Raw genomic sequence first — 21,728 nt, forward strand, 5'->3', positions numbered from 1 at the left:
AGCGCCGCACGCGATCGGCCATCATGGCGATCGCCCCACGGGATCGGACCATGCGTTTCCGCCAGATCGAGGTCTTCCACGCCGTCTACACCACCGGCTCGATCAGCGCCGCGGCCAGGCTCCTGCACGTTTCGCAGCCCTCGGTCAGCAAGGTGCTGAACCACACCCAGCAGCAGCTGGGCCTGGAGCTGTTCCGCCTCGTGCGCGGCCGGCTGGTGGCCACCGACCAGGCGCATGCGCTGTTCGTCGAAGCGTCGGAGGTCTTCCAGCGCCTGACGTCGCTGCAGAAGGCGGTCGGCAACCTGAAGAATGTGTCCGGTGGACGCATCCGCCTGGCAGTGGTGCCCTCGCTCGGCCTGCACCTCGCGCCCCTGGCCATCACGCGCTTCCGCAAGACGCACCCCGACGTGCTCTTCGACGTGCAGGCGCTGCACCACGACGAGCTGTTCGAGGCGCTCTACGAGCGCAGCTGCGACATCGCGATCGCCTACGACCCGCCCATGCACCCGCGCATGAAGCGTCGCGACATCGACACCGCGGAGCTGATGCTGCTGTTCGAGAAGACCAGCCTGCCCGACGTCGGCGACAGCGTGCCGATGCAGCTGCTGGAAGGCCGGGACATGGTGGGCCTGACCATCGGCGGGCCGCTTGGCGAGCTGTTCAATCGCGAACTGCGCCGACTCGATGTCAACGTGCGCGAAGTGGTCTCCAACCAGTCGTTCTATATCGCCGCCGCGTTGACGTGCTGTGGCGCCGGCATGGCGGTGGTCGACGAATTCACCGCGCGCGCCAGCCGCGACGGGACCACCGGCTTCCGGCCGTTCTCGCCCTCGCTGCGGTTCAAGGTGCAGTCCGTGCACCTCGAGGACCGCCCCCCGTCGAAAGCGGCGGAACAGTTCCTCACGCTGTTCGCCAGGGTGCTGCGCGAGGCGCGCGCCTCCGGCTGAAGCCGGTGGCGTCAGCCTACTGCTGCTGCCGTTGTCCGAGCCCCGGCAGTGGCTCGTCCATCTTGTCGCCGAGCACGCGGCGCACGCTGACGAAGAACACCGGGATCAGCAGCAGCCCGAGGAAGGTCGCGAACAGCATGCCGCCGATGACGCCGGTGCCCAGCGCATGGCGCGCGTTGGCACCGGCACCGCTCGACAGCGCCAGCGGCGTCACGCCCATGATGAAGGCGAACGAGGTCATCAGGATCGGGCGGAAGCGCAGGCGCGCGGCTTCGACCACCGCATCGCGCAGGGTCTTGCCGGCGGCGCGCTCCAGCACCGCGAACTCGATGATCAGGATCGCGTTCTTCGCCGCCAGCCCGATCACCGTGACCATGCCGATCTTGAAGAAGATGTCGTTCGACAGCCCCGGGCGCAGCATGGTGAACACCACCGCGCCGAGGATGCCGAGCGGCACCACCAGCAGCACCGCCACCGGGATCGACCAGCTCTCATAGAGTGCCGCCAGGCACAGGAACACCACCACCACCGACAGCACCAGCAGCAGGGTCGCGGTGTTGCCGGCGATGATCTCCTGGTAGGACATGCCCGCCCAGTCGTAGCCGAAGCCGGCGGGGAGCTCGCTGTCCACGAGGCCTTCCATGGTCGCCATCGCTTCGCCGGAGCTGTGGCCGGGCGCCTGCGATCCGACGATGTTCACCGCCGAGTAGCCGTTGTAGCGGGTCAGCGACGGCGTGTTGGTGCCCCAGCTGGCGTCCACCACGTTGGACAGGGGGATCATCGTGCGCGTGCCGTCCGCCGTGGCGGGGCCGGGGGTGTAGAAGCGCGCGAGCGACGCGGGATCCTTGCGGTACTCGGCATCGGCACGCATGTTGACGCGCTTGATGCGGCCTTCGGAGAAGAAGTCGTTGACGTACACCGGCGCCAGCATCAGCTGGATCGCGCCGTAGATGTCGTTCACCGACAGGCCCATCGCCTGCGCCTGCACGCGGTCGACCGCAAGCTTCAGCTGCGGCGCGTCCTCGAGCGTGTTGGGGCGCACACCGACCAGCGCCGGGTTCTGCGCGGCGGCGCCAAGCAGCTGGTTGCGCGCCTGGGTGAGTGCCTCGCGCCCCATGCCGGCACGGTCCTGCAGGTACATGTCGAAGCCGCCGAACTGCCCGAGGCCCTGCACGGTAGGCAGGTTGACCACGAAGATGCCGGCATCGCGCACGCCGTACAGCGCGCCGTTGGCCGCCTGGATGAAATCCTGCACCGTGCCGTCGCGCTCGCCCCAGTCCTTGAGCTTGATGAATGCCATGCCGACGTTCTCGCCCTGGCCGACGAAGCTGAAACCGGCGACCTGCATCATCGATTGGTAGCCATCCACCTGCTCCAGCGTGGTGCGCACCTGTTCGAACACCGCCTGCGTGCGCTGCAGCGTGGAACCGGGCGGCAGCTGCACGATGGCCAGCGCATAGCCCTGGTCCTCCTCGGGGAGGAAGCTGCCCGGAAGGCGCGTGAGCAGCAGGCCGCAGAGCACGGTCAAGGCCACGAACACGATCATCCAGCGCGGCGCATGGCGCACCGCGCCGCCGATGTGGCGCACGTAGGTGCCGCTGATGCGGTCGTAGTACTTGTTGAAGGTGCGGTACACGACGTTCTGGCGCTTGGGCGCGTCCGCGTCGTGCTGCTTGAGGAAACTGGCGCACAGCGCCGGCGTGAAGCCCAGCGCCAGGAACGCCGAGAAGCCCATCGCCACCGCGATGGTGATCGCGAACTGCTTGTAGATCTCGCCCGACGCGCCGCCCTGCAGCGCGCTGGGGATGAACACCGCCGCCAGCACCACGGTGATCGCCACCACCGCGCCGGTGATCTGGTCCATGGCCTTGATGGTCGCCTCGCGCGGCGGCAGGTGCTCCTCGGCCATGATGCGTTCGACGTTCTCGATCACCACGATCGCGTCGTCCACCACGATGCCGATCGCCAGCACCATCGCGAACAGCGTCAGCTGGTTGATGGTGAAGCCGATCAGGCTCAGGCCCAGGAACGTGCCCAGCAGCGCCACCGGGATCACCAGCGTGGGGATGATGGTCGCGCGCAGGTTCTGCAGGAAGATCAGCATCACCAGGAACACCAGCACCATCGCCTCCATGAGGCTCTTCACCACTTCCTTGATCGAGATGGTGACGAAGGTGGTGCTGTCGAACGGGCTGAACCATTCCACGCCCTGCGGGAAGCTGGGCGCCAGCTGGTCCATGCGCGCGGTCACGGCTTCGGCCACGGTCAGCGCGTTGGCGCCTGGCAGCAGCTGGATCGCGAACGCGCCGGTCGGCTGGCCGTTGAAGCGGGTGTCGAAGCCGAAGCCGGCCGCACCGACCTCGATGCGCGCCACGTCCTTGAGGCGGACCGTGCCGCCGCCGGCGTCCGCGCGCAGGATGATGTCGCCGAACTGCTCGGGCGAACTGAAACGGCCTTCGGCCGACACCGTCGCGGTGAAGCCCTGGCCCGCGGGCGCGGGGTCGGAGCCGATGGAGCCTGCCGCGAACTGCACGTTCTGGCCGCGCACGGCCGCCAGCACCTGGGTGGCCGACAGTCCGTAGCCCTGCAGCTTGTCCGGGTTGAGCCAGATGTTCATGGCGTACTCGGAGCCGAACTGCTGGGTGCTGCCGACGCCGGGCACGCGCGCGATCTGCTCCAGCACGCGCGAGCCGATCAGGTCGTTGAGCGCGTTGCGGTCGATCGACGGCGTCTGCGAGCGCAGGCCCACCACCATCAGGAACCCGGCATTCGCCTTGGCCACCACCACGCCCTGCTGGGTGACTTCGGTGGGCAGGCGCGGCGTGGCCAGCGACACCTTGTTCTGCACCTGCACCTGGGCGATGTCGGCGTCGGTGCCGGTCTGGAAGGTCAGCGTGACGCTGGCGCGGCCGGACGAACTCGAGCTCGAGCTGAAATACAGCAGGTTGTCGATGCCGGTCAGCTGCTGCTCGATCACCTGGGTGACCGCGCGCTCGGTGGTCTGCGCATCGGCACCGGGATAGCTGGCCGAGACGGTGACCTGCGGCGGCGCCACGTTCGGGTACGACTCGACGCCCATGTTGAGCAGCGCGATCACGCCGGACAGCGAGATCAGGATCGAGATGACCCAGGCGAAGACCGGATGGTCGATGAAGAAACGGGGCATCGGAGGTCAGCCTTCGTCGGCCGGGGGGGCCGCAGCGGCCGGCTCCGCGGGATCCGCGGCATCGCCGGCATCCGCGGGCGCGGCCGCATCGGCAGGCGCGGCGGCGGGTACTGCTCCCGGCGCTGCAGCCGGCGCGGCGGCCGGCTGCCACGGCGTGGCCTTGGCCGGCTTGCCGGGGATCGCACGCTGCAGGCCCGACACCACCACGCGGTCACCCGCGGCCAGGCCGCTGCTGATGATCCAGCGGCCGGCATCGGCGCGGTCGGTCACGACTTCCTTGCGCGCCACCATGTCATCGGCACCCACGACCAGCACATAGGCGCCGGCGGCATCGCGCTGCACCGCGGCCTGCGGCACCGCGTACACGCTCTGCTGCACGCCCAGCGTCGCCACCAGGGTCACGTAGGAACCCGGCAGCAGGCGGCGGTCGGGATTGGGCAGCGTGGCACGCAGCGACACCGCGCCGGTCTGCGGATCGACCACGTCGCCGGAGAAATCGAGCTGGCCGGGATGGTCGTAGACCACGCCGTCGGCGAGCAGCACCTGCACCGACACCGGGCCGCTGCGGTCGAGCTGCATGCGGCGGACCTCGTCGAGCTCCGCCACGCCCATGGTGAAGTTGACGTACAGCGGGTCGACCTGGTCGACGGTGGTGAGCAGCGTGGCCGCGCCCTGCCCGACCAGCGCGCCTTCGGTGACCTGCTGCTTGCCGGCGCGGCCGGAGATCGGCGCGCGCACGGTGGCATAGCCGAGGTTGATGTTGGCGCTGTCCACCGCCGACTGCGCGGCCTGCACGGCGGCATTCGCGCTGCGCTCGGCGGCCTGCGCGTTGTCGAGGTCGGACTGCGAGATGAAGCGTTCCGGTGCCAGCCGGCGCGCGCGTGCGGCGGTGGCGCGCGCATTGGCCTGGCTGGCACGCGCCTGCGCCAGCGCGGCCTGTGCCTCGCCGGCCGCCGCACGCAGCGGCGCGGGGTCGATGACGAACAGCACGTCGCCTTCCGCCACGTCGCTGCCTTCTTCGTACACGCGCCGCTGCACCACGCCGGGCACGCGGGCACGCACGTCGGCACTGCGGAACGCGGCCAGGCGTCCGACCAGCTCCTTGCGCAGCGGCAGGTCTTCCGGCTGCACGGTCACCACGCCGAGCTCGGGCGGCGGCGGTGCCTGCTGCTGCTCCTCCCCTCCGCATGCCACCAATGCCGCGAGAAGGACCGGGATCAGGGCGATGCGACGCATGGGAGGTCCTTGGGCACGGGGGATTCTTGAACTGGCAAGTATGGCATCGGCGGTCCCGGCCAAAAACCGTGCCTGAAGTCAGGCCGGCCAGCCCCGATGCTGGCATGCGCAGGTGCAGGTGCAGGTACATGTCATGGCCGGGCGCCGGCGACGGCGACCGCCGCGGCGTGCAGGCTGCCCGCGAGCACGCCGGCATCCGGCATCGCGCCGGCATGCGGCAGCACGCCAAGGCAGGGGGCCGGCAGGGTGCCGCGCAGCAGCTCGAGATACTCGTCGCGGCGCGTGAACCGGTCGTCCAGCGCGCTGCCCACCCAGCCCAGCAGATCGCAGCCGTCGCCGATGATCGCGCGCGCACTGAGCCGGGCGTGGCTGAGGCAGCCCAGGCGCAGGCCGACCACCAGCAGCACCGGCAGCTGCAGCGCGCGCGCCAGGTCGGCATGTTCGATGCCGTCCGCCAGCGGCGAAAGCCAGCCGCCCGCGCCCTCCACCACCATCGCATCGGCCTCCGCGGCCAGCCGCGCGTAGGCCGCCACGACCGGCGGCAGTGCCACCACGATCCCGGCCGCGCGCGCGGCCAGCTGTGGCGCGGTCGGCTCGGGCAGTGCCCACGGGTTCACGTCGACGTAGTCGGCTGGCGGATCGCTGGCCGCCTGCAGCGCCAGCGCGTCCTCGTTGCGCAGGCCCAGCGACGTCGCATCGCAGCCGGCAGCCACCGGCTTCATGCCGCGCGCGCGCAGCCCGCGGGCGCGCAGCGCGTGCAGCAGTGCGACGCTGGCAACACTCTTTCCCACGCCGGTGTCGGTGCCGGTCACCAGCACCCCGCGCGCTACACTTGCGGTCATGTTCACCTCGCAGATTCTAAGCGGCGACAAGCCCGAGCAGTACGCGCAGCTGGTCGCCCAGGCACGCGCGCTGCTGGCCGGCGAACCGGACCGCATCGCCAACGCCGCCAACCTGTCGGCGCTGGTCTACCACGCGCTGCCGGACCTCAACTGGGTCGGGTTCTATTTCTTCGACGGCACCGAACTGGTGGTCGGCCCGTTCCAGGGGCAGCCGGCCTGCGTGCGCATCCCGCTCGACCGCGGCGTGTGCGGCGCGGCGGCGCGCACCGCGCAGACCCAGCGCGTCGACGACGTGGAGGCGTTCCCCGGCCACATCGCCTGCGACGCCGCATCGCGCTCGGAACTGGTGGTGCCGTTGTTCCACGCAGGCGCCCTGGTCGGCGTGTTCGACCTCGACAGTCCGGTTCCCGGTCGCTTCGACGTTACTGACCAGAGGGGACTCGAGGAGATCGCGGCCGTGTATCTGGAAACCATGCAGCAATGAGCGCGCCACCGCCGCTCAAGATGCGCAACATCGGCCCCAAGTCGGCCGCGTGGCTGCGCCAGGTCGGGCTGCGTACCCCCGAGGACCTCATGGCCGCCGGGCCACTCGACGCCTTCATGCGCATCAAGCGCGCCGGCTTCAAGCCGAGCCTCAACCTGCTGTACTCGCTCGAAGGCGCCCTGTGCGACTGCCACTGGCAGGACGTGCCGGATGCGCGCCGCTTGGAGCTGGTGGCCGCCGCGGAAGAAGCGATCGCCCAGCTGCCGGCGCCGCGCAACCGCCCCCCGGCCGGCCCGGTCACCACCACGCTGATGCAGGACGACGACGGCGCGATGCCGTAGACTGCGCGCACTTTCTGGTGACCCGCGGGGCTTCCCCCAACGGTTGAAACGGGAAGCCGGTGACCTTCCGCCCGCCACCACGGCGTGCGAAGCACTCCGGCGCTGCCCCCGCAACGGTAAGCGTGGAACACCCCGGCAAACCGCCACTGTGCATCGCACGGGAAGGCGCCGGGGCTGGAGCGGCTGCATCGCTCCGCCCGCGAGCCCGGAGACCGGCCCGAAAGACGACTGGTTGTGACGCGGAGGGCGTCGCGGCGGCAGTGCGCCGTGTCTTGTCACGTCTCCTTCCGTCCCCGCTCCCTGCCCGCAACCTCCACGACACTGTCGCGCGGGCGTGCGCGACGCATGGAGACACGCATGAAACCGCAGTACCGGATCCTCACCCTTGCCGTTGCCCTGGCCCTGTCACCCGCGGCCTTCGCCGCCGGCGCCCTCCAGTCCACCGACCTCGACACCATCGTGGTCACCGCCACCCGCACCGCGATCAACGCCGAGGACAGCAACGTCCCCGTGCAGGTGCTCGACCGCGCCGCCATCGAGCGCAGCCAGGCGACCTCGCTGCAGGAGCTGCTGCGCGGCCGCGCCGGCATCAACCTCGCCAACCAGGGTGGCCCGGGCAAGCTGTCGTCGCTGTTCCTGCGCGGCACCGAGTCCGACCATGTGCTGGTGCTGGTGGACGGCGTGCGCATCGGCTCGGCCTCCGCCGGCATGGCCTCGTTCCAGGACCTGCCGCTCGACCAGATCGACCGCGTCGAGATCGTGCGCGGCCCGCGCTCGAGCCTGTACGGCTCCGAGGCCATCGGCGGGGTGATCCAGGTGTTCACGCGGCGTGCCGGCGCGGGCACGCGCAGCAACCTCAGCCTCGGCATCGGCAGCCATCACCTGCGCCAGGCCAGCGCCGGCATCGGCCACACCGGCGAGCGCGGCTGGTTCCAGGCGCAGGGCGCCTGGCAGCGCACCGACGGCATCGACTCCTGCCGCGGCACCGCCGCCGGCTGGGGCGCGGGCTGCTACGCCGACGAGCCCGACCGCGACGGCTACCGCAATGCGTCGCTGAGCCTGCGTGGCGGCACCAGCTTCGGCGAAACCGTGGAGCTGGAAGGCCACGCGCTGGTCGCCGACGCCTTCAACGAATACGACGGCACCCTGTTCGGCGGCAACGAGGCCGACAACCGCCAGCAGGTGTTCGGCGCCCGCCTCGGCTGGCGCCCGGACGCGCGCACCGACGTCAACGTGCGCATCGGCCGCGCCGACGACCAGGCCGAGAGCCACTTCTTCGACCACGCCACCGATACGCGCAGCTTCGCCAGCACCTTCGACACCCGCCGCGACACCGCGTCGGTGCAGGGCGACTTCAGCCTGGCCGAAACGCACCTCCTCAGCGCCGGCGTCGACTGGATGCGCGACCGGGTGACCGGCAGCACCGGGTTCACCGTCGACAGCCGCGACAACGCCGGGCTGTTCCTGGCGTACCAGGGCGGCAGCGGCGCGCACAGCTACGAAGCCAGCCTGCGCCACGACGACAACCAGCAGTTCGGCGGCCACGCTACCGGCAGCGTCGGCTACGGCCTGAAGTTCGGCAACGGCATGCGCTTCACCGCCAGCGCCGGCACCGGCTTCAAGGTGCCGACCTTCAACGACCTCTACTACCCCGGCGGCTGGGGCAACCCGGACCTCGAGCCGGAGGAGTCGCAGACGGTGAACCTCGGGCTCGCGCAGTTCGGCGCCGGCTGGAACTGGACCGCCAACGCGTTCCAGACCGACATCGACGAGCTCATCGGCTACGACATCGCGTTCGCACTGGTGAACGTGGACGAGGCCCGCATCCGCGGTGCCGAGCTGACCGGCTTCATGTCGCTGGCAGGCTGGGACCTCAACGCCGAGCTCAGCCACATCGACCCGCGCAACCGCAGCGCCGGCAGCAACCACGGCAACGTGCTGCCGCGGCGCTCGCGCAACACCGCGCGCGTCGACATCGACCGGGCGCTGGGCGCGTTCCGCATCGGCATGAGCGGCTTCGGCAACGGCGCGCGCCATGACGATGCGGCCAATACCGTGCGCCTCGCCGGCTACGGCACGCTCGACCTGCGCGTGGAGTACGCGATCGGCAGCGAGTGGACGCTGCAGGCGCGGGTGGCCAACGTGTTCGACCGTGAATACGAGACCATCGCCTGGTTCAACCAGCCGGGGCGCGAGTACGGGCTGACGTTGCGCTACCAGCAGCGGCTCTGACCGCGGGGTGCGCGGGGTTGCCGTCAGCCGCGAAGCGCGAGCAACCCCTCCAGCCCGTCCAGCACCGCCACCGCGCCCGCGCGCTCCAGGTTGAAATCGCGCGGGTAGCCGTGGCGCAGCAGCACCAGGTCCATGCCGGCGGCGTGCGCGGCGCCGGCATCGGCCTCGGAGTCGCCGACCATCAGGCATTCGTCCACGCGCCGGCCGTGCTGCGCCGCCAGGTGCAGCAGCGGCATCGCATGCGGCTTGCGCTCGGGCAGCGTGTCGCCGCCGACGATGCCGTCGAAGCGGTGGGCGATACCCATCGCCTCGAGCAGCGGGCGCACGTAGCGCTCGGGCTTGTTGGTGCAGATCGCCATCGCCACGCCATCGGCGTGCAGGGCATCCAGAGTCTCCACGGTGCGCGGATACAGGCGCGCCTGCAGCAGCAGGCAATCGCCGTAATGGCGCATCAGCCGCGGCAGCGCGTCGTCCACCGGCATGTCGCTGCCGACGTGCTGCAGCGCGCTGTCCATCAGCACGCGCGTGCCCAGGCCTATCCAGCTGCGCACCAGTGCTTCCGGCTGGCGCGGATGGCCCAGCTCATCGAGCGTGCGGTTCACCGCTTCGGAGATGTCGGCGGCGCTGTCGACCAGGGTGCCATCGAGGTCGAACAGCACCAGGGGCCAGGCGAATCGCATGTCGGGCACCTCGCCGGTTGGGGGGCCGACGCAGCACCGAAGCCTACACCGCGCCGGACGGGACCCGCGACGCGCCCAGGTCCAGGCGCGCGGTCGTGCCCTCGCCCGGGCGCGACTCGATCACCAGCCCCCAGCCCAGGTGCGCGCACAACCGGGTGATCAGGTCGAGGCCGATGCCGCCGCCATCGCGCCCGCCGCCGCGCGCGGCGCGCGCATAGACAGCGCTGATTTCCTCCGGCGACATGCCTTGCCCGGGATCGGCGATCTCGACCACCGCGCCCGGCAGCAGCCGCACGTGGATCACGCCGTCGCCGCTGTTCTCCACCGCGTTGCGCAGCAGGTTGCCGATCGCCGCCTGCACCACCGGCGCCGGCGCCAGCAGCTCGCATGGCCGTCCGACCGCGAGATCCAGCTGCAGCCCCTTGGCCCCGGCCATCGGCCGGTGATCCTCCACGATCTCCGGCAGCAGCTCGCCAAGCGCGATGTGGTCGTTGGCGTGGGCCAGCCGCGCCGGCTCCTTGGCCAGCACGAGCAGCAGCGACACCAGCTGCTCCATGTCGCGCGTGGCGCGGTGGATGCGCTGCAGCTTTTCCAGCGCCTTGGCCGGCACGCCCGGCTGCGCCAACGCGAGTTCGGCCGCACCGCCGATCACCGAGATCGGCGTGCGCAGCTCGTGGCTGGCACTGTCGATGAACGCACGCTCGCGTTCGACGAACTCGGCGTTGCGGGCGAGGTAGCCGTTGACCGCCGCGGCGATCACCTCGATCTCGCTGGTCGCCGCATCCGGCACCGTGACGCGTGACTCGGCACGGCCCGGGCGCAGCCGCGCGATCTGCCCGGCAAGGTCCGCCAGCGGACCCACCAGCCGCCCCGCGCCCCAGGCCGCGAACAACCCGAGCAGCAGCGCCACCAGCAGCGCGGACGCCAGCATGCTCATGCCCAGCTCGCGTTCGCGTCGCTCCAGGTCGGTGATGTCCAGCGCCAGTGCCAGCCGCCGCCCGGCGAGGTCACGCACCATCAGCACGTGCTTGCCGCCTGCCAGGTCCACTTCGTCGTGCACGCCTGGCCCGAGCGCCGCCAGCTCTGGCGGCAGCGGCCTGGCCGGGGCTTCGTACAGCGCCAGCGTGTCGGTGTCGATCCAGCGGTAGCCCGGGTCCGCGCTGCGCGCCAGGAAATGGTCGAACTCGGCTTCCAGCAGGGATTTCCACACCAGGGCTTCGGCGTGTTCGTTGACCACCAGGCCATGCACCATGACCGCCAGCGACAGCAGCAGGCCGTAGGCGACCAGTGACCACGTCAGGCGACTGCGCAGGCTGCGGCGCACCGTCATCCCTCGCCACCCTCGGGGGCGAGCTCGGCGATGCGGTAGCCGACGCGCGGCAGGGTATGGATCAGCTTGCGCGCGAACGGTTCGTCGACGCTGCGCCGCAGCTCGTAGACATGCGAGCGCAGCATGTCGCCATCGGGCGGATCATCGCCCCAGAGCACATGTGCCAGGCGGTCGCGGGTCACCGCCGCGGGGCTGGCGCGCATCAGCTCTTCCAGCAGTTTGCGGCAGGCCGGATACAGGTGCAGCACGCGTCCGCCGCGGGTGGCCTCCAGCGTGGACAGGTCGAGCCTGAGGTCGGCGACCTCGAGCACGCGCTTGCGCCCGCGGCCGGTGGCGCGCGTCACCAGCGCCTCCAGGCGCACCTCGAGTTCGGGCAACGCGAACGGCTTGGTCAGGTAGTCATCGGCACCGGCGCGGAAGCCGATGATCTTGTCGGGCAGCTCGTCGCGCGCGGTCAGCATCAGCACCGGCACATCGCTGCCCGCCTCGCGCAGGCGGCGCAGCACCTCCGGGCCGTCCAGGCGCGGCAGCATCCAGTCCAGGACGATGGCGTCGTAGGCGTGGTGGCCAGCCAGGTGCAGCCCGGTGGGGCCGTCGGGCGCCGCGTCGAGCACGTGGCCGCGCGCTTCGAAATAATCGAAGAGGTTGGCGACCAGGGCGCGGTTGTCCTCCACGACCAGCAGGTGCATGCGGAGCTCCGGAAATCACGCGAGGCTGCGCGCCGCGACGTCGGAACGACGTCGGAACGCCGGGATTCCGACGATTCTCCCACGTGTCGGCGGTAGCATCCGCGCCATGCCGCCATTCCCTCCCGTCCCGAGTTCCACGCGCACCTGGCCGCTGGCGCTGCTGTTGTTGTTCGCGCTGGCCGCGGGTCTGGGCCTACGTGACCCGTCGCCACCGGACGAGCCGAGGTTCGTGCTGGCGGCACGCGCCATGGTGGACAGCGGCGACTGGCTGGTGCCGCGCCGCGGCCGCGAGGCCTACGCCGAGAAGCCGCCGGTGTTCATGTGGATGCAGGCCGCGAGCTGGACGCTTGTGCGCGACTGGCGGGTGGCGTTCCTGCTGCCATCGTTGCTTGCGGCGCTGGCGACGCTGGTTCTGGTGCGCGACGCCGCCGCACGGCTGTGGTCGCGGCGGCAAGCGCCGTGGGCGGTGGGCGCGCTGTTCGTGTGCCTGCAGTTCGGCCTGCAGGCAAAGCGTGCGCAGATCGACATGGTGCTGGTGGCGCTGACCACGCTGTCGCTGTGCGCCCTGCTGCGCCACCTGCTGTACGGGCGCGAACGGCGCTGGCTCGCCGCAGGCATGTTCGCCGCGGGCCTGGGCACCGTGACCAAGGGCGTGGGCTTCCTGCCGCTGCTGGTGCTGCTGCCGTGGCTGTGGGTCCGGCGTGGCCAGCCTCGCCTGCCCGCCGCGCGCGTCGCGGGCGATTCCGCGCTCGCGGTCGCGGCCTTCGTGGCCGGCGTGGCGGTCTGGCTTGCGCCGCTCGGCCTGGCGTTGCTGCGCCACCCGGATCCGGCATTGCAGGCCTACGCGCACGAACTGCTCTTCCGCCAGACCGGCGAGCGCTACGTCAACGCCTGGCACCACGTGCAGCCGCCCTGGTACTACGCGCAGACCATCGCCACGCTGTGGCTGCCCGGCGCGCTGCTCCTGCCGTGGCTGCTGCCGGCGTGGTGGCGGCGGCTGCGCCGCGGCGATCCGCGCTACGTGCTGCTGCTGGGCTGGGCGGCGCTGGTGCTGCTGTTCTTCTCGCTCAGCCCCGGCAAGCGCGAGGTGTACGTGTTCCCGGCACTGCCGGCCCTGTGCCTGGCCGCGGCCCCGCTGCTGCCGGCGCTGCTGCGCCGCACCGGCGTGCGCCGGCTGCTGCGTGGCTGGCTGCTGCTGGTCGCGGCACTGTGCCTTGGCGCGGCGGCGAGCGGCCTGGCGGATGCCACGTGGGCCGCGCGCGTCGCCACGACGCGCGGCATCGCGGCGCCGGACATGCGCACGCTGCTGTGGGCGCTGGGGGTGCTCGGTGCCGGCGCCCTGCTGCTCGCCGCGGTGTTCCGCGGGCGCCGCATCGCGCTGGCACTCGTGCTGTTCACGGCGCTGCTGTGGACGACCTACGGACTGGTGCTGGCGCCGGCGCTGGATGCCTCGAGTTCCGGGCGCGCGCTGATGCGGCGGGTGGACGCGCACCTCGGCGCGGACGGCGAGCTCGGCGCAGTGGCGTGGCGCGAACAGCACCTGCTGCAGGCCGTGCGCCCCGTCGCCGAATTCGGCTATCGCCAGCCCTGGCACCTGCAGTGGCGCGAGGCCGCCGCGTGGATCGCCGGAGCGCCGGAGCGGCGCTGGCTGTGGCTGCCCGCCGATGCGCTCGGCCCCTGCGTGGACCGCAGCCGCGCCCTGCCGATGGGCCGCGCCAGCCGCCAGGACTGGTGGCTGGTGCCCGGCACCGCGATCACACCGCACTGCCAGGTGCCGCCGTTCTTCCGCGACGGCAATTAACAAAGCGCGAACACTGCTCCCACGCCTCTCCGACAAGCGCGCCACGATCATCGCCGCACCTCCACCCGGTCTCCGCGATGCGTCCCGAACTCTCCACCCTGTCCTTGCCGGCCGCCGGCGCGCGTGGCGCCTTCCGCGCATACAGCGGCTGGGCGCTCCTGCCGTGGGCGCTGCTGCCGGCGGTGCTTGCGATCGCCGCGCGGCAGACCGCGCTGGATACCGTGCTCGCCGATGCGCTGTTCGCGTGGGAGGGCCAGCGCTGGGCGCTGCGTGACGATGCCATCGCGCGCGGGCTGCTGCACGATGGCGGCGCGCTGGCGTGCAGGCTCGCGTGGGTGGCCGTGGTCCTGGCGTGGCTGGCGACGTACGCCGTGGCCGCGCTGCGGCCGCATCGCCAGCGCCTGGGGAGGCTCGCCTTGTCGGTGCTGGCAGCCGCGACGCTGCTGGCCACGCTGAAGCAGGTTACCGCCGTCCATTGTCCGTGGGACCTCGTGCGCTACGGCGGCGGCGCCCTCCCCGGCGACGGCGGCGGCGCCTGCTTCCCTGCCGGCCATGCCGGCGCCGGATACGCATGGCTCGCACTGGCGTTTTCGGCAACGACCCCGGCCGGCCGTCGCGCAGGGCTCGCCATCGGCGCGGTGGTCGGCCTGGTCTTCGGCGTCGACCAGCAGCTGCGCGGCGCGCACTTCCTGTCGCACGACCTGTGGGCGGCGGCGCTGTGCTGGGCGGTCGCCGTGGCGGTGGCCGCGTTGTGGCCCACGCCGGCGGAGCGCGCGGCGTGAGCGTTGCCGCACTGCCGCGTCGACACCCCATCGATCTGATTGGTCGGCTGGGCGCCTGGCGGCCGGCGATGACGGTGGAAACCCTGGCGCTGTGGGCCAGCCTGTACTTCGTGCTGGCCTGCAACGGGCCGTTCTGGCATGCGGTGTTCGCGACCGGGGCGCTGGCGGGCGCGTCCGGGGCGCTCGCGGCGGCCTGCCTGCTGGTGCTGGTGTTCGCGCTGCAGGCGTTCCTGTTCTGCGTGCTGCTGCATGGCCCTCTGGCGAAGCCGGTGCTGGCCCTGCTGCTCGTGGCGGGCGCCGCGGCCAACCACTACGCGCGCAACTACGGCACGTATTTCGACACCGACATGGTGCGCAACGTGCTGCAGACCGACGCGCGCGAGGCCGGCGAACTGCTGTCCTGGGGCCTGCTGCCTTCGCTGGTACTGCATGCCGGGCTGCCCATGCTGGTGCTGTCCCGCATCCGCCTGCGGCGGCGCACGCTGGCGCGCGCGGGCGTGGCCCGCCTGGGCTGGCTGCTGGCGCTGGCGGTGCTCGCCGCGGGCGCCGCCCTCGGCGGGTTCCAGGACCTGTCGGCACTGATGCGCAACAACCGCGAACTGCGGCACCTGATCACGCCCGGCAACCTGGTGGTCGCGGCGGCCACCATCGCCGGCGGCGATGGCGCCATGCACAGCCCGCGTCGCGTGCTTGGCGGCGATGCGACGCTCGCGGTGCGCCCGCCCGACGCGCGGTCACGCCTGCTGGTGCTGGTCATCGGCGAGACCGTGCGTGCACAGAACTGGGGATTGAACGGCTATGCGCGGCAGACCACGCCGAGGCTGGCTGCGTCCGACGCGATCAACTTCATCGACGTGACCGCCTGCGGCACCAGCACGGAGGTGTCTCTGCCATGCATGTTCTCGCCGGACGGCCGCGAGGGCTACGACAAGGCACGGCTGGCGAATTCCGAATCCCTGCTGCACGTGCTCGAGCACGCCGGCGTGCACACCATCTGGCGCGACAACCAGTCCGGCTGCAAGGGCGTGTGCACCGGCCTTGCGTACGAGGCGATGCAGGACACGTCCCCGGGGGGCTGCGGCGCGCACGAATGCCACGACGACATCCTGCTGTCCGGGCTTGATGCCGCCATCGACCGCTGGCCCGGCGACCAGGTGATCGTGCTGCACCAGGTCGGCACCCACGGTCCTGCCTACCACCGCCGCGTGCCGGAGCGGCTTCGCCGGTTCGTGCCGACCTGCGACAGCGACGACCTCGGCCACTGCAGCCGCGAGCAGGTGGTGAACAGCTACGACAACGCGGTGCTCGCCACCGACGACATGCTGGCCGATACCATCGCCCTGCTCGCGCGCCGTCACGACCGCGACAGCGCGTTGCTGTACATATCAGACCATGGCGAATCCCTGGGCGAGAACGGGCTGTACCTGCACGGCCTGCCCTACGCCATCGCCCCGGACACGCAGAAGAAGGTGCCCATGGTGGCCTGGCTGTCGCCGGGCATGGCGGCGGCGCGGCATTTCGACCGCGCATGCCTGGCCCGCCGGGCACGCGCACCGGCCAGCCACGACGACCTGTTCCATTCAGTCCTCGGCCTGCTCCAGGTACGCACCATGTCTTACGACCAGCGCCACGACGTCTTTGCGGAGTGCATCGCATGACCATGAACCTGCCGCCCACCCACGGCCCGTGGGCCCCCGAGCTCAGCGTGGTGGTACCGGCGTTCAATGAGGCCGCCAACCTGCCGGTGCTGCTCGACGAGATCGATGCGGCGCTTGCCGCGGCCGTCGACAGCTACGAGGTCATCTGCGTCGACGATGCCTCCGACGACGGCACCGACGCCGCGCTGGCACGATGCGCGGCCACGCGCCCGCACCTGCGCGTGCTGCGCCACCGCGTGCGCAGCGGCCAGAGCGCAGCGTTGCGCACCGGCGTGAGGGCGGCGCGCGCGCCGTGGGTGGCGACGCTCGACGGCGATGGCCAGAACGATCCCGCCGACCTGCCGCGCTTGCTGCAGGCGCGTGCCACCGCCGGCGACGACGTGCGCCTGTTCGCTGGCTGGCGCGTGAAGCGCGAGGATTCCACGAGCAAACGCGTGGCCTCGCGCATTGCCAACGCGATCCGCGCGCGGCTGCTGCACGACGCGACCCCGGACACCGGCTGCGGCATCAAGCTGTTCGCGCGCGATGCGTTCCTGGACCTGCCGGCGTTCGACCACATGCATCGCTACCTGCCGGCGCTGATGCAGCGGGCCGGCTGGCGCACCCTCAGCGTTCCGGTGGGCCACCGCCCGCGCCTGCACGGCAACAGCAAGTACGACAACCTCGGGCGCGCGCTGGTCGGCATCAGCGACCTGCGCGGGGTGCTCTGGCTGCTGCGGCGCGGCGCCTGCGCCGTGGCCGACGAACGCGCGACGCAGGACACGGGAGTGATGCCATGAACGAGACCATTGCCGCGCTGGCGTGGACCGGCGTCGTGGTGACGCCATGGAAGCTGATCGGCCTGGCCGGCGCCATGCTGTTCGGCGCGCGCTGGCTGGTGCAGTTCGCGGCCTCGCGGCAGGCCGGCCGCGCGGTCGTGCCGCGCAGCTTCTGGATCATCAGCCTGTGCGGCAGCGCGATGACGCTGTCGTACTTCCTGTTCTCCGAAAAGCAGGACGCGGTGGGCGTGCTGCAGAACCTCCTGCCGGCGCTGACCGCCGCCTACAGCCTGTGGCTGGACCTGCGCCCGCGGCCGCCGCGCGGCGAACTCAGCGCGGATTGAACAGGACCGCCTGCAGCGGCAGTTCCCCGGGTTCGCGGAATCCGCCGAGGCCTACGCCGACCAACCGGTAGCGTGTCGACCCGGGCAGGTCGACGCGCTCCCTCAGGGCAAGCGCGAACGCCGCGAATTCCGCCTCGGTGGCCGGGGGCGACTCCGGCGTGTAGCTGCGCGTCAGGATGCGGAACTGCGCGGTCTTGAGCTTCAGCACCACCGTGCGCCCCACGCGCTCCGTCTTGCGACTCGCCGCCCAGGCCTTCGCGGCCAGCGCGCGGATCGCGGGCTCGATCTCCGCCAACGGCAGGTCGGTGGCAAAGGTGTCTTCCGCGGAGATCGACTGCACCGGCTGGTTGGGCTCAACCGGACGCTCGTCGATGCCGTGCGCACGCCGGTGCAGGCTGGCGCCGAAGCTTCCGAAGCGCGCCTGCAACTCCTCGACCGCGAACCCGCGCAGGTCGCCCATCGTGGCCACGCCGATCGCGGCCAGCTTCGCCTCCATCACCTTGCCGACGCCAGGGATACGCCCCACCGGCAACGGAGCGAGGAACGCGTCGACCTGCGACGGCCGGATCACGAACTGGCCGTCGGGCTTGTTCCAGTCCGAGGCGATCTTGGCCAGGAACTTGTTGGGCGCGATGCCGGCCGACGCGGTGAGCGCGGTCTCGTCGCGGATCGCGGCGCGGATCATGCGCGCCGATTCGGTGGCGCTGGGCGAGGCGACCTTGGGCGCGGTCACGTCCAGGTAGGCCTCGTCCAGCGACAGCGGCTGCACGAGGTCGGTATGGCGCAGGAAGATCTCGCGCACCTGCCTTGAGACCGCCTTGTAGCGCGCGAAATCCGGTGGCACGAACACCGCGTCCGGGCACAGCCGCTCGGCGCGCACCGCGGGCATCGCCGAGCGCACGCCGAACACGCGCGCCTCGTACGACGCCGCGCACACCACCGAGCGCGCGCCGCGCCAGGCCACGACCACCGGGCGCCCGCGCAGGGCGGGATCGTCGCGCTGCTCCACCGACGCGTAGAACGCGTCCATGTCGATGTGCAGGATCTTGCGCATCACCCGGTCATCCACCTGGCGTCACGCGGGATGCACCCGCGCCCCGGCCGGGACCGGAAGCGTGACCAGCATGACCGTGGCGTCATCCGGATCCGGCACCACCTTGAAGCCGAGCTGGCGGCACATGCGCAGCATGGTGCTGTTGTCGCGCAGCACCTGGCCTTCGATGAGCTTCAGGCCCATCCAGCGCGCGACCTCCACCATCTCCTCCATCAGTCGCCAGCCCAGGCCGGCGCCCTTGAGGTCGGAGCGCACCATGATCCCGTACTCGCCGCGGTCGTAGTTGGCATCGGCCAGCAGGCGCACCGCGCCGAGCATCTCGCCGCTGTCGACGTCGATCGCGACCAGTGCCATCGAGCGCGCGTAGTCCAGCTGCACCAGGCGGGCGATGAAATCGTGGCTGAAATCGCGCACCGCGCGGAAGAAGCGCAGCCGCAGGTCCTCGGCGCTGACCTTGTCGAAGAAGCGGCGGAACATCGCATCGTCCTCGGGGCGCACCGGGCGCACGAACGCCTCGCGTCCGTCGCCGAGCGTCAGCGTGCGCTCCAGCTCCTTCGGGTACGGGAACACCGCGAAGCGCGGATGGCCGCGGCCCCTGTGCAACTGCCGCGACACCGAGACCGCCACGCGCGCATCCAGCGCCAGCACGCCGTCGGCATCCACCAGCAGCGGATTGATGTCGACCTCGCGCACCGCGGGGATGTCGGCGGCCAGCTGCGCCAGCTTGACCAGCACCAGCGCCAGCGCGCGTTCGTCGGCGGCGGGCACGTCGCGGTAGGCCTTGAGGATGCGCGACACGCGCGTGCGGCCGATCATCTCGTGCGCCAGGCGCAGGTCGAGCGGTGGCAGGGCGAGCGTCTTGTCGTCGATCACCTCGACCGCGGTGCCGCCGCGGCCGAACACCACCACCGGCCCGAACACCGGATCGTCGGCGATGCCGGCGAGCACCTCGCGCGCCTTCGGGCGCAGCGCCATCGGCTGCACCAGCACGCCGTCGATGCGCGCCGCCGGCCGCCGCAGCGCGGCGCGGCGCATCACGTCCGCCGCTGCCTCGCGCACCGTCGCGTCGGTCGCCAGGTTCAGGCGCACGCCGTCGACATCCGACTTGTGCGCGATGTCCGGCGAGAGCACCTTGACCGCCACCGTGCCGCCGGCGGCGAGCATCGGCGCAGCGATGCGCGCGGCGGCGTCGGCATCCGCGGCAGGCAGCGCGCGGGCGAAGGGAATGCCGTAGGCCTCGAGCAGGCTCGCCACCGCTTCGGGCGCGAGCCACTCTTCGCCCGCGGCCAGTGCGGCGCCGACCACCGCATCCGCGGCGACGCGGTCGACCACGAAGTCCTCGGGCAGGCTCGGAGGCGTTTCCATCAGCGCCTGCTGCGCTTCGCGATGGCGGACGAGATACATGAAGCCGCGCACGGCCTCGGCCTCACTCGCGTAGCTGGGAATCCCGGCCTCGCCGAGCTTCGCCATCGACGCCGGGTCGCCGCCCATCCACACCGCGAGCGTCGGCTTGCGCACCAGGCCGCGTGGGCGCGCGGCGAGCGTGCGCACCACGGCGTCGGCGGCCTCGGCGGGATCGGACAGCACGGTGGGCGCGTGCATCACCAGCACCGCGTCATTGCCGGGATCCGACAGCAGCGCATCCATCCCGGCCGCGTAGCGCTCGCCGTCGGCATCTCCCAGCATGTCCACCGGGTTCTCGCGCGACCAGCCGCGCGCATACGCGCGGTCGAGCTGCTGCGTGGTGTCGGGCGACAGCGTTGCGGGCCGGCCGCCCAGGTCGACCAGGCGGTCGAGGGCGAGCATGCCGGCGCCCGCGCCGTTGGTGAGCACCGCCAGGCGCTTGCCGGGCACGTCGCCGAGGTGCGACAGCGTCTCCACCGCGGCAAAGAGCTCGTCCAGCGCGTGCACGCGCAGCAGGCCGGCGCGGCGAAACGCAGCTTCGTACGCGGCGTCGGGCGTCGCCAGGCGCGCGGTGTGGGTCTGCGCATGCGCTGGTGCCGGCACGTGCCGGCCGGGACGCACCACCACCACCGGCTTGCCGCGCGCGGCGGCGCGCGCCGCGGTCAGGAACTTGCGCGCGTCGCGGACTTCCTCGAGGTACAGCAGGATGGCGCGGGTATGGCGGTCGACCGCGAAATAGTCGAGCAGGTCGGCGAAGTCGACGTCGATGGCATCGCCCAGCGACGCCACCGCCGAGAAGCCGATGCCGCGGGGATGCGCCCACTCCAGCACGCCGGCGGCGACCGCGCCGGACTGCGACAGCAGCGCAAGGTCGCCGGCCAGCGGCCGGTGCGCGGCGAAGCTTGCGAACAGCCCCGCATGCGGCGCCACCACGCCCAGGCAGTTGGGGCCGACGATGCGCAGGCCGAGCGGGCGCGCCACCGACTCCAGCGCCGCGTTGTACGAGCCCGGGCCGCTGCCCATGCCGCGGGTGAGCACGATCGCCGCACGGGTGCCGCACGCAGCCGCGGCCGCCACCACCGCGGCGACCTCGCCGGGCGGCGTGGCGATCACCACCAGGTCGGGCTTGAAACCGAGGGCATCGATCGACGGCGCGGCTGCCATGCCCTCGATCTCGCGGTGGAAGGGGTTCACCAGCCCGACCGGCCCGGCAAACCCGCCCTCGCGCACCTGCTGCAGCACCAGGCGCCCAAGCGAGCGCGCGCGCGGACTGGCGCCGACCACGGCTACCGAGCGCGGCGCGAAGACCGCGTCCAGCGCGTACGTGCTCACGGAAACACGCCCGGCGTACCGCGCGAACCGCGGGTCTGGATGCCGATCGAACGTGACAGCAGCGTCAGCGCCGTGTCCTTGCGCGCGGGCGAGATCGCGGCCACGCAGTCCGAAGGCACCCACTGCGTGTACTCGCGCATGTGCGCGTCCTGCGCCGTCGCCAGCACGCAGGAGTCGGCCGCGATGCCCGCCAGCACCAGGCGACGCACGCCGAGCTGTGTCAGTAGCACGGGCAACGCCGTGGCCATGAACGCGGAGTGCCTGGGCTTGAGGATGTAGTAGTCGCTGGCGCGTGGCGCCAGGGCCGCGACGATCGCGGCGGGCGTTCCGCCTGCGGCCAGGCAGGCGGCAACGAGCTCCGGAAACCCGCCCTGCCAGTCGCTGAAGTTGTCGTTGGCGTAGATGACCGGCGCGTTGGCACGGTCGAAGCGGTCACGCAAGGCGGCGACGCGCGGCACCATCTCCAGTGCCGAGCGTGCCAGGGCAGTCCCGCCGGGGAAATCGAACAGGTTGAACAGGTCCACCAGCAGCAGGGCGGTGTCCGCCTTGGCGCGTGCAGCGGTCATCGGCCGTCGGCCTCCTTGGATCCGGGTCGCGCCATGATCGCGCAATCGGACGTGAAGGCGCGCGCCGGCACGGCCCGGGCGC

General features: G+C 71.7%; 18 protein-coding genes and 1 riboswitch. Of the genes, 9 read left to right on the forward strand and 9 right to left on the reverse strand.

The window, feature by feature from the left end; genetic code table 11:
* Positions 1 to 50: 50 nt before the first annotated feature.
* Entirely contained in the window at positions 51 to 947 is an 897-nt protein-coding gene (locus H5368_RS07930; protein WP_182823057.1) for a LysR family transcriptional regulator, read from the forward strand.
* Positions 948 to 963: 16 nt separating this feature from the next.
* On the opposite strand, the gene H5368_RS07935 is transcribed toward H5368_RS07930, so the two are convergent.
* The 3 genes from H5368_RS07935 to bioD form a co-directional block, all read right to left on the reverse strand.
* Positions 964 to 4,113, reverse strand: coding sequence for a multidrug efflux RND transporter permease subunit (locus H5368_RS07935; protein ID WP_182823059.1), 3,150 nt, complete (start codon positions 4,111 to 4,113; stop codon positions 964 to 966).
* A 6-nt stretch (positions 4,114 to 4,119) separates the two neighbouring features.
* On the reverse strand, positions 4,120 to 5,349 hold the full coding sequence (locus H5368_RS07940) for an efflux RND transporter periplasmic adaptor subunit (RefSeq protein WP_182823061.1): 1,230 nt from the start codon (positions 5,347 to 5,349) through the stop codon (positions 4,120 to 4,122).
* A gap of 131 nt (positions 5,350 to 5,480) precedes the next feature.
* Positions 5,481 to 6,197, reverse strand: a complete 717-nt coding sequence (gene bioD / locus H5368_RS07945) for a dethiobiotin synthase (RefSeq protein ID WP_182823063.1) — start codon at positions 6,195 to 6,197, stop codon at positions 5,481 to 5,483.
* Between bioD and H5368_RS07950 the strand changes: the two genes are divergently transcribed.
* From H5368_RS07950 to btuB, 3 genes are all read left to right on the forward strand, one after another.
* Complete coding sequence (locus H5368_RS07950) at positions 6,190 to 6,675, forward strand: GAF domain-containing protein (protein ID WP_182823065.1); 486 nt, start codon at positions 6,190 to 6,192, stop codon at positions 6,673 to 6,675. The two genes, bioD and H5368_RS07950, sit on opposite strands and share 8 nt — an antisense overlap.
* On the forward strand, positions 6,672 to 7,016 hold the full coding sequence (locus H5368_RS07955) for a TfoX/Sxy family protein (RefSeq protein ID WP_182823067.1): 345 nt from the start codon (positions 6,672 to 6,674) through the stop codon (positions 7,014 to 7,016). Before H5368_RS07950 ends, H5368_RS07955 begins: the two co-directional genes overlap by 4 nt.
* Positions 7,015 to 7,252, forward strand: a riboswitch (cobalamin riboswitch). It overlaps the preceding gene by 2 nt.
* A 121-nt stretch (positions 7,253 to 7,373) precedes the next feature.
* Complete coding sequence (gene btuB, locus H5368_RS07960; protein WP_182823069.1) at positions 7,374 to 9,248, forward strand: TonB-dependent vitamin B12 receptor; 1,875 nt, start codon at positions 7,374 to 7,376, stop codon at positions 9,246 to 9,248.
* 23 nt (positions 9,249 to 9,271) lie between these two features.
* On the opposite strand, the gene gph is transcribed toward btuB, so the two are convergent.
* From gph to H5368_RS07975, 3 genes are read right to left on the reverse strand one after another with little or no spacing between them, the layout of a single operon-like run.
* Positions 9,272 to 9,928: a phosphoglycolate phosphatase gene (gene gph, locus H5368_RS07965; protein ID WP_182823071.1), complete on the reverse strand. Its 657-nt coding sequence runs from the start codon at positions 9,926 to 9,928 to the stop codon at positions 9,272 to 9,274.
* 43 nt (positions 9,929 to 9,971) lie between these two features.
* Positions 9,972 to 11,258, reverse strand: a complete 1,287-nt coding sequence (locus H5368_RS07970; RefSeq protein WP_182823073.1) for a HAMP domain-containing sensor histidine kinase — start codon at positions 11,256 to 11,258, stop codon at positions 9,972 to 9,974.
* Positions 11,255 to 11,947, reverse strand: a complete 693-nt coding sequence (locus H5368_RS07975) for a response regulator transcription factor (RefSeq protein WP_182823075.1) — start codon at positions 11,945 to 11,947, stop codon at positions 11,255 to 11,257. Before H5368_RS07975 ends, H5368_RS07970 begins: the two co-directional genes overlap by 4 nt.
* A 106-nt stretch (positions 11,948 to 12,053) precedes the next feature.
* Here H5368_RS07975 and H5368_RS07980 point away from each other — a divergent pair, with 106 nt between their 5' ends.
* The 5 genes from H5368_RS07980 (at position 12,054) to H5368_RS08000 (ending at position 17,290) form a co-directional block, all read left to right on the forward strand.
* Positions 12,054 to 13,748 (forward strand): glycosyltransferase family 39 protein, encoded by a 1,695-nt coding sequence (locus H5368_RS07980; RefSeq protein ID WP_182823077.1) that lies wholly within the window; start codon positions 12,054 to 12,056, stop codon positions 13,746 to 13,748.
* A gap of 77 nt (positions 13,749 to 13,825) precedes the next feature.
* A complete protein-coding gene (locus H5368_RS07985; RefSeq protein WP_182823079.1) occupies positions 13,826 to 14,530 on the forward strand; it encodes a phosphatase PAP2 family protein in 705 nt (234 codons plus the stop codon).
* A complete protein-coding gene (locus tag H5368_RS07990; RefSeq protein WP_343203848.1) occupies positions 14,527 to 16,188 on the forward strand; it encodes a phosphoethanolamine--lipid A transferase in 1,662 nt (553 codons plus the stop codon). The genes H5368_RS07985 and H5368_RS07990 overlap by 4 nt, the downstream gene beginning before the upstream one ends.
* Positions 16,189 to 16,190: 2 nt before the next feature.
* Entirely contained in the window at positions 16,191 to 16,967 is a 777-nt protein-coding gene (locus H5368_RS07995; protein WP_182823902.1) for a glycosyltransferase family 2 protein, read from the forward strand.
* Positions 16,964 to 17,290, forward strand: a complete 327-nt coding sequence (locus tag H5368_RS08000) for a lipid-A-disaccharide synthase N-terminal domain-containing protein (RefSeq protein ID WP_182823081.1) — start codon at positions 16,964 to 16,966, stop codon at positions 17,288 to 17,290. Before H5368_RS07995 ends, H5368_RS08000 begins: the two co-directional genes overlap by 4 nt.
* Here the strand turns inward: H5368_RS08000 and dinB are convergent.
* Genes dinB through H5368_RS08015 form a run of 3 tightly spaced genes read right to left on the reverse strand, consistent with a single transcriptional unit; the run spans position 17,277 to position 21,646 of the window.
* Positions 17,277 to 18,344: a DNA polymerase IV gene (dinB, locus tag H5368_RS08005; protein WP_182823083.1), complete on the reverse strand. Its 1,068-nt coding sequence runs from the start codon at positions 18,342 to 18,344 to the stop codon at positions 17,277 to 17,279. The two genes, H5368_RS08000 and dinB, sit on opposite strands and share 14 nt — an antisense overlap.
* A 21-nt stretch (positions 18,345 to 18,365) precedes the next feature.
* Entirely contained in the window at positions 18,366 to 21,080 is a 2,715-nt protein-coding gene (locus H5368_RS08010) for a bifunctional acetate--CoA ligase family protein/GNAT family N-acetyltransferase (protein WP_182823085.1), read from the reverse strand.
* Complete coding sequence (locus H5368_RS08015) at positions 21,077 to 21,646, reverse strand: isochorismatase family cysteine hydrolase (RefSeq protein ID WP_182823087.1); 570 nt, start codon at positions 21,644 to 21,646, stop codon at positions 21,077 to 21,079. Before H5368_RS08015 ends, H5368_RS08010 begins: the two co-directional genes overlap by 4 nt.
* Positions 21,647 to 21,728 lie beyond the last annotated feature (82 nt).

This window comes from Luteimonas sp. MC1782 (genome assembly GCF_014164605.1).
Lineage (GTDB): Bacteria > Pseudomonadota > Gammaproteobacteria > Xanthomonadales > Xanthomonadaceae > Luteimonas.

Bases quoted from the DNA above. Each gene is read 5' to 3' on its own strand.
- H5368_RS07930 (WP_182823057.1), top strand. From the start codon at position 51: ATGCGTTTCCGCCAGATCGAGGTCTTCCACGCCGTCTACACCACCGGC.
- H5368_RS07935 (WP_182823059.1), bottom strand. From the start codon at position 4,113: ATGCCCCGTTTCTTCATCGACCATCCGGTCTTCGCCTGGGTCATCTCG.
- H5368_RS07940 (WP_182823061.1), bottom strand. From the start codon at position 5,349: ATGCGTCGCATCGCCCTGATCCCGGTCCTTCTCGCGGCATTGGTGGCA.
- H5368_RS07950 (WP_182823065.1), top strand. From the start codon at position 6,190: ATGTTCACCTCGCAGATTCTAAGCGGCGACAAGCCCGAGCAGTACGCG.
- H5368_RS07955 (WP_182823067.1), top strand. From the start codon at position 6,672: ATGAGCGCGCCACCGCCGCTCAAGATGCGCAACATCGGCCCCAAGTCG.
- btuB (WP_182823069.1), top strand. From the start codon at position 7,374: ATGAAACCGCAGTACCGGATCCTCACCCTTGCCGTTGCCCTGGCCCTG.
- gph (WP_182823071.1), bottom strand. From the start codon at position 9,928: ATGCGATTCGCCTGGCCCCTGGTGCTGTTCGACCTCGATGGCACCCTG.
- H5368_RS07970 (WP_182823073.1), bottom strand. From the start codon at position 11,258: ATGACGGTGCGCCGCAGCCTGCGCAGTCGCCTGACGTGGTCACTGGTC.
- H5368_RS07975 (WP_182823075.1), bottom strand. From the start codon at position 11,947: ATGCACCTGCTGGTCGTGGAGGACAACCGCGCCCTGGTCGCCAACCTC.
- H5368_RS07980 (WP_182823077.1), top strand. From the start codon at position 12,054: ATGCCGCCATTCCCTCCCGTCCCGAGTTCCACGCGCACCTGGCCGCTG.
- H5368_RS07985 (WP_182823079.1), top strand. From the start codon at position 13,826: ATGCGTCCCGAACTCTCCACCCTGTCCTTGCCGGCCGCCGGCGCGCGT.
- H5368_RS07995 (WP_182823902.1), top strand. From the start codon at position 16,191: ATGAACCTGCCGCCCACCCACGGCCCGTGGGCCCCCGAGCTCAGCGTG.
- H5368_RS08000 (WP_182823081.1), top strand. From the start codon at position 16,964: ATGAACGAGACCATTGCCGCGCTGGCGTGGACCGGCGTCGTGGTGACG.
- dinB (WP_182823083.1), bottom strand. From the start codon at position 18,344: ATGCGCAAGATCCTGCACATCGACATGGACGCGTTCTACGCGTCGGTG.
- H5368_RS08015 (WP_182823087.1), bottom strand. From the start codon at position 21,646: ATGACCGCTGCACGCGCCAAGGCGGACACCGCCCTGCTGCTGGTGGAC.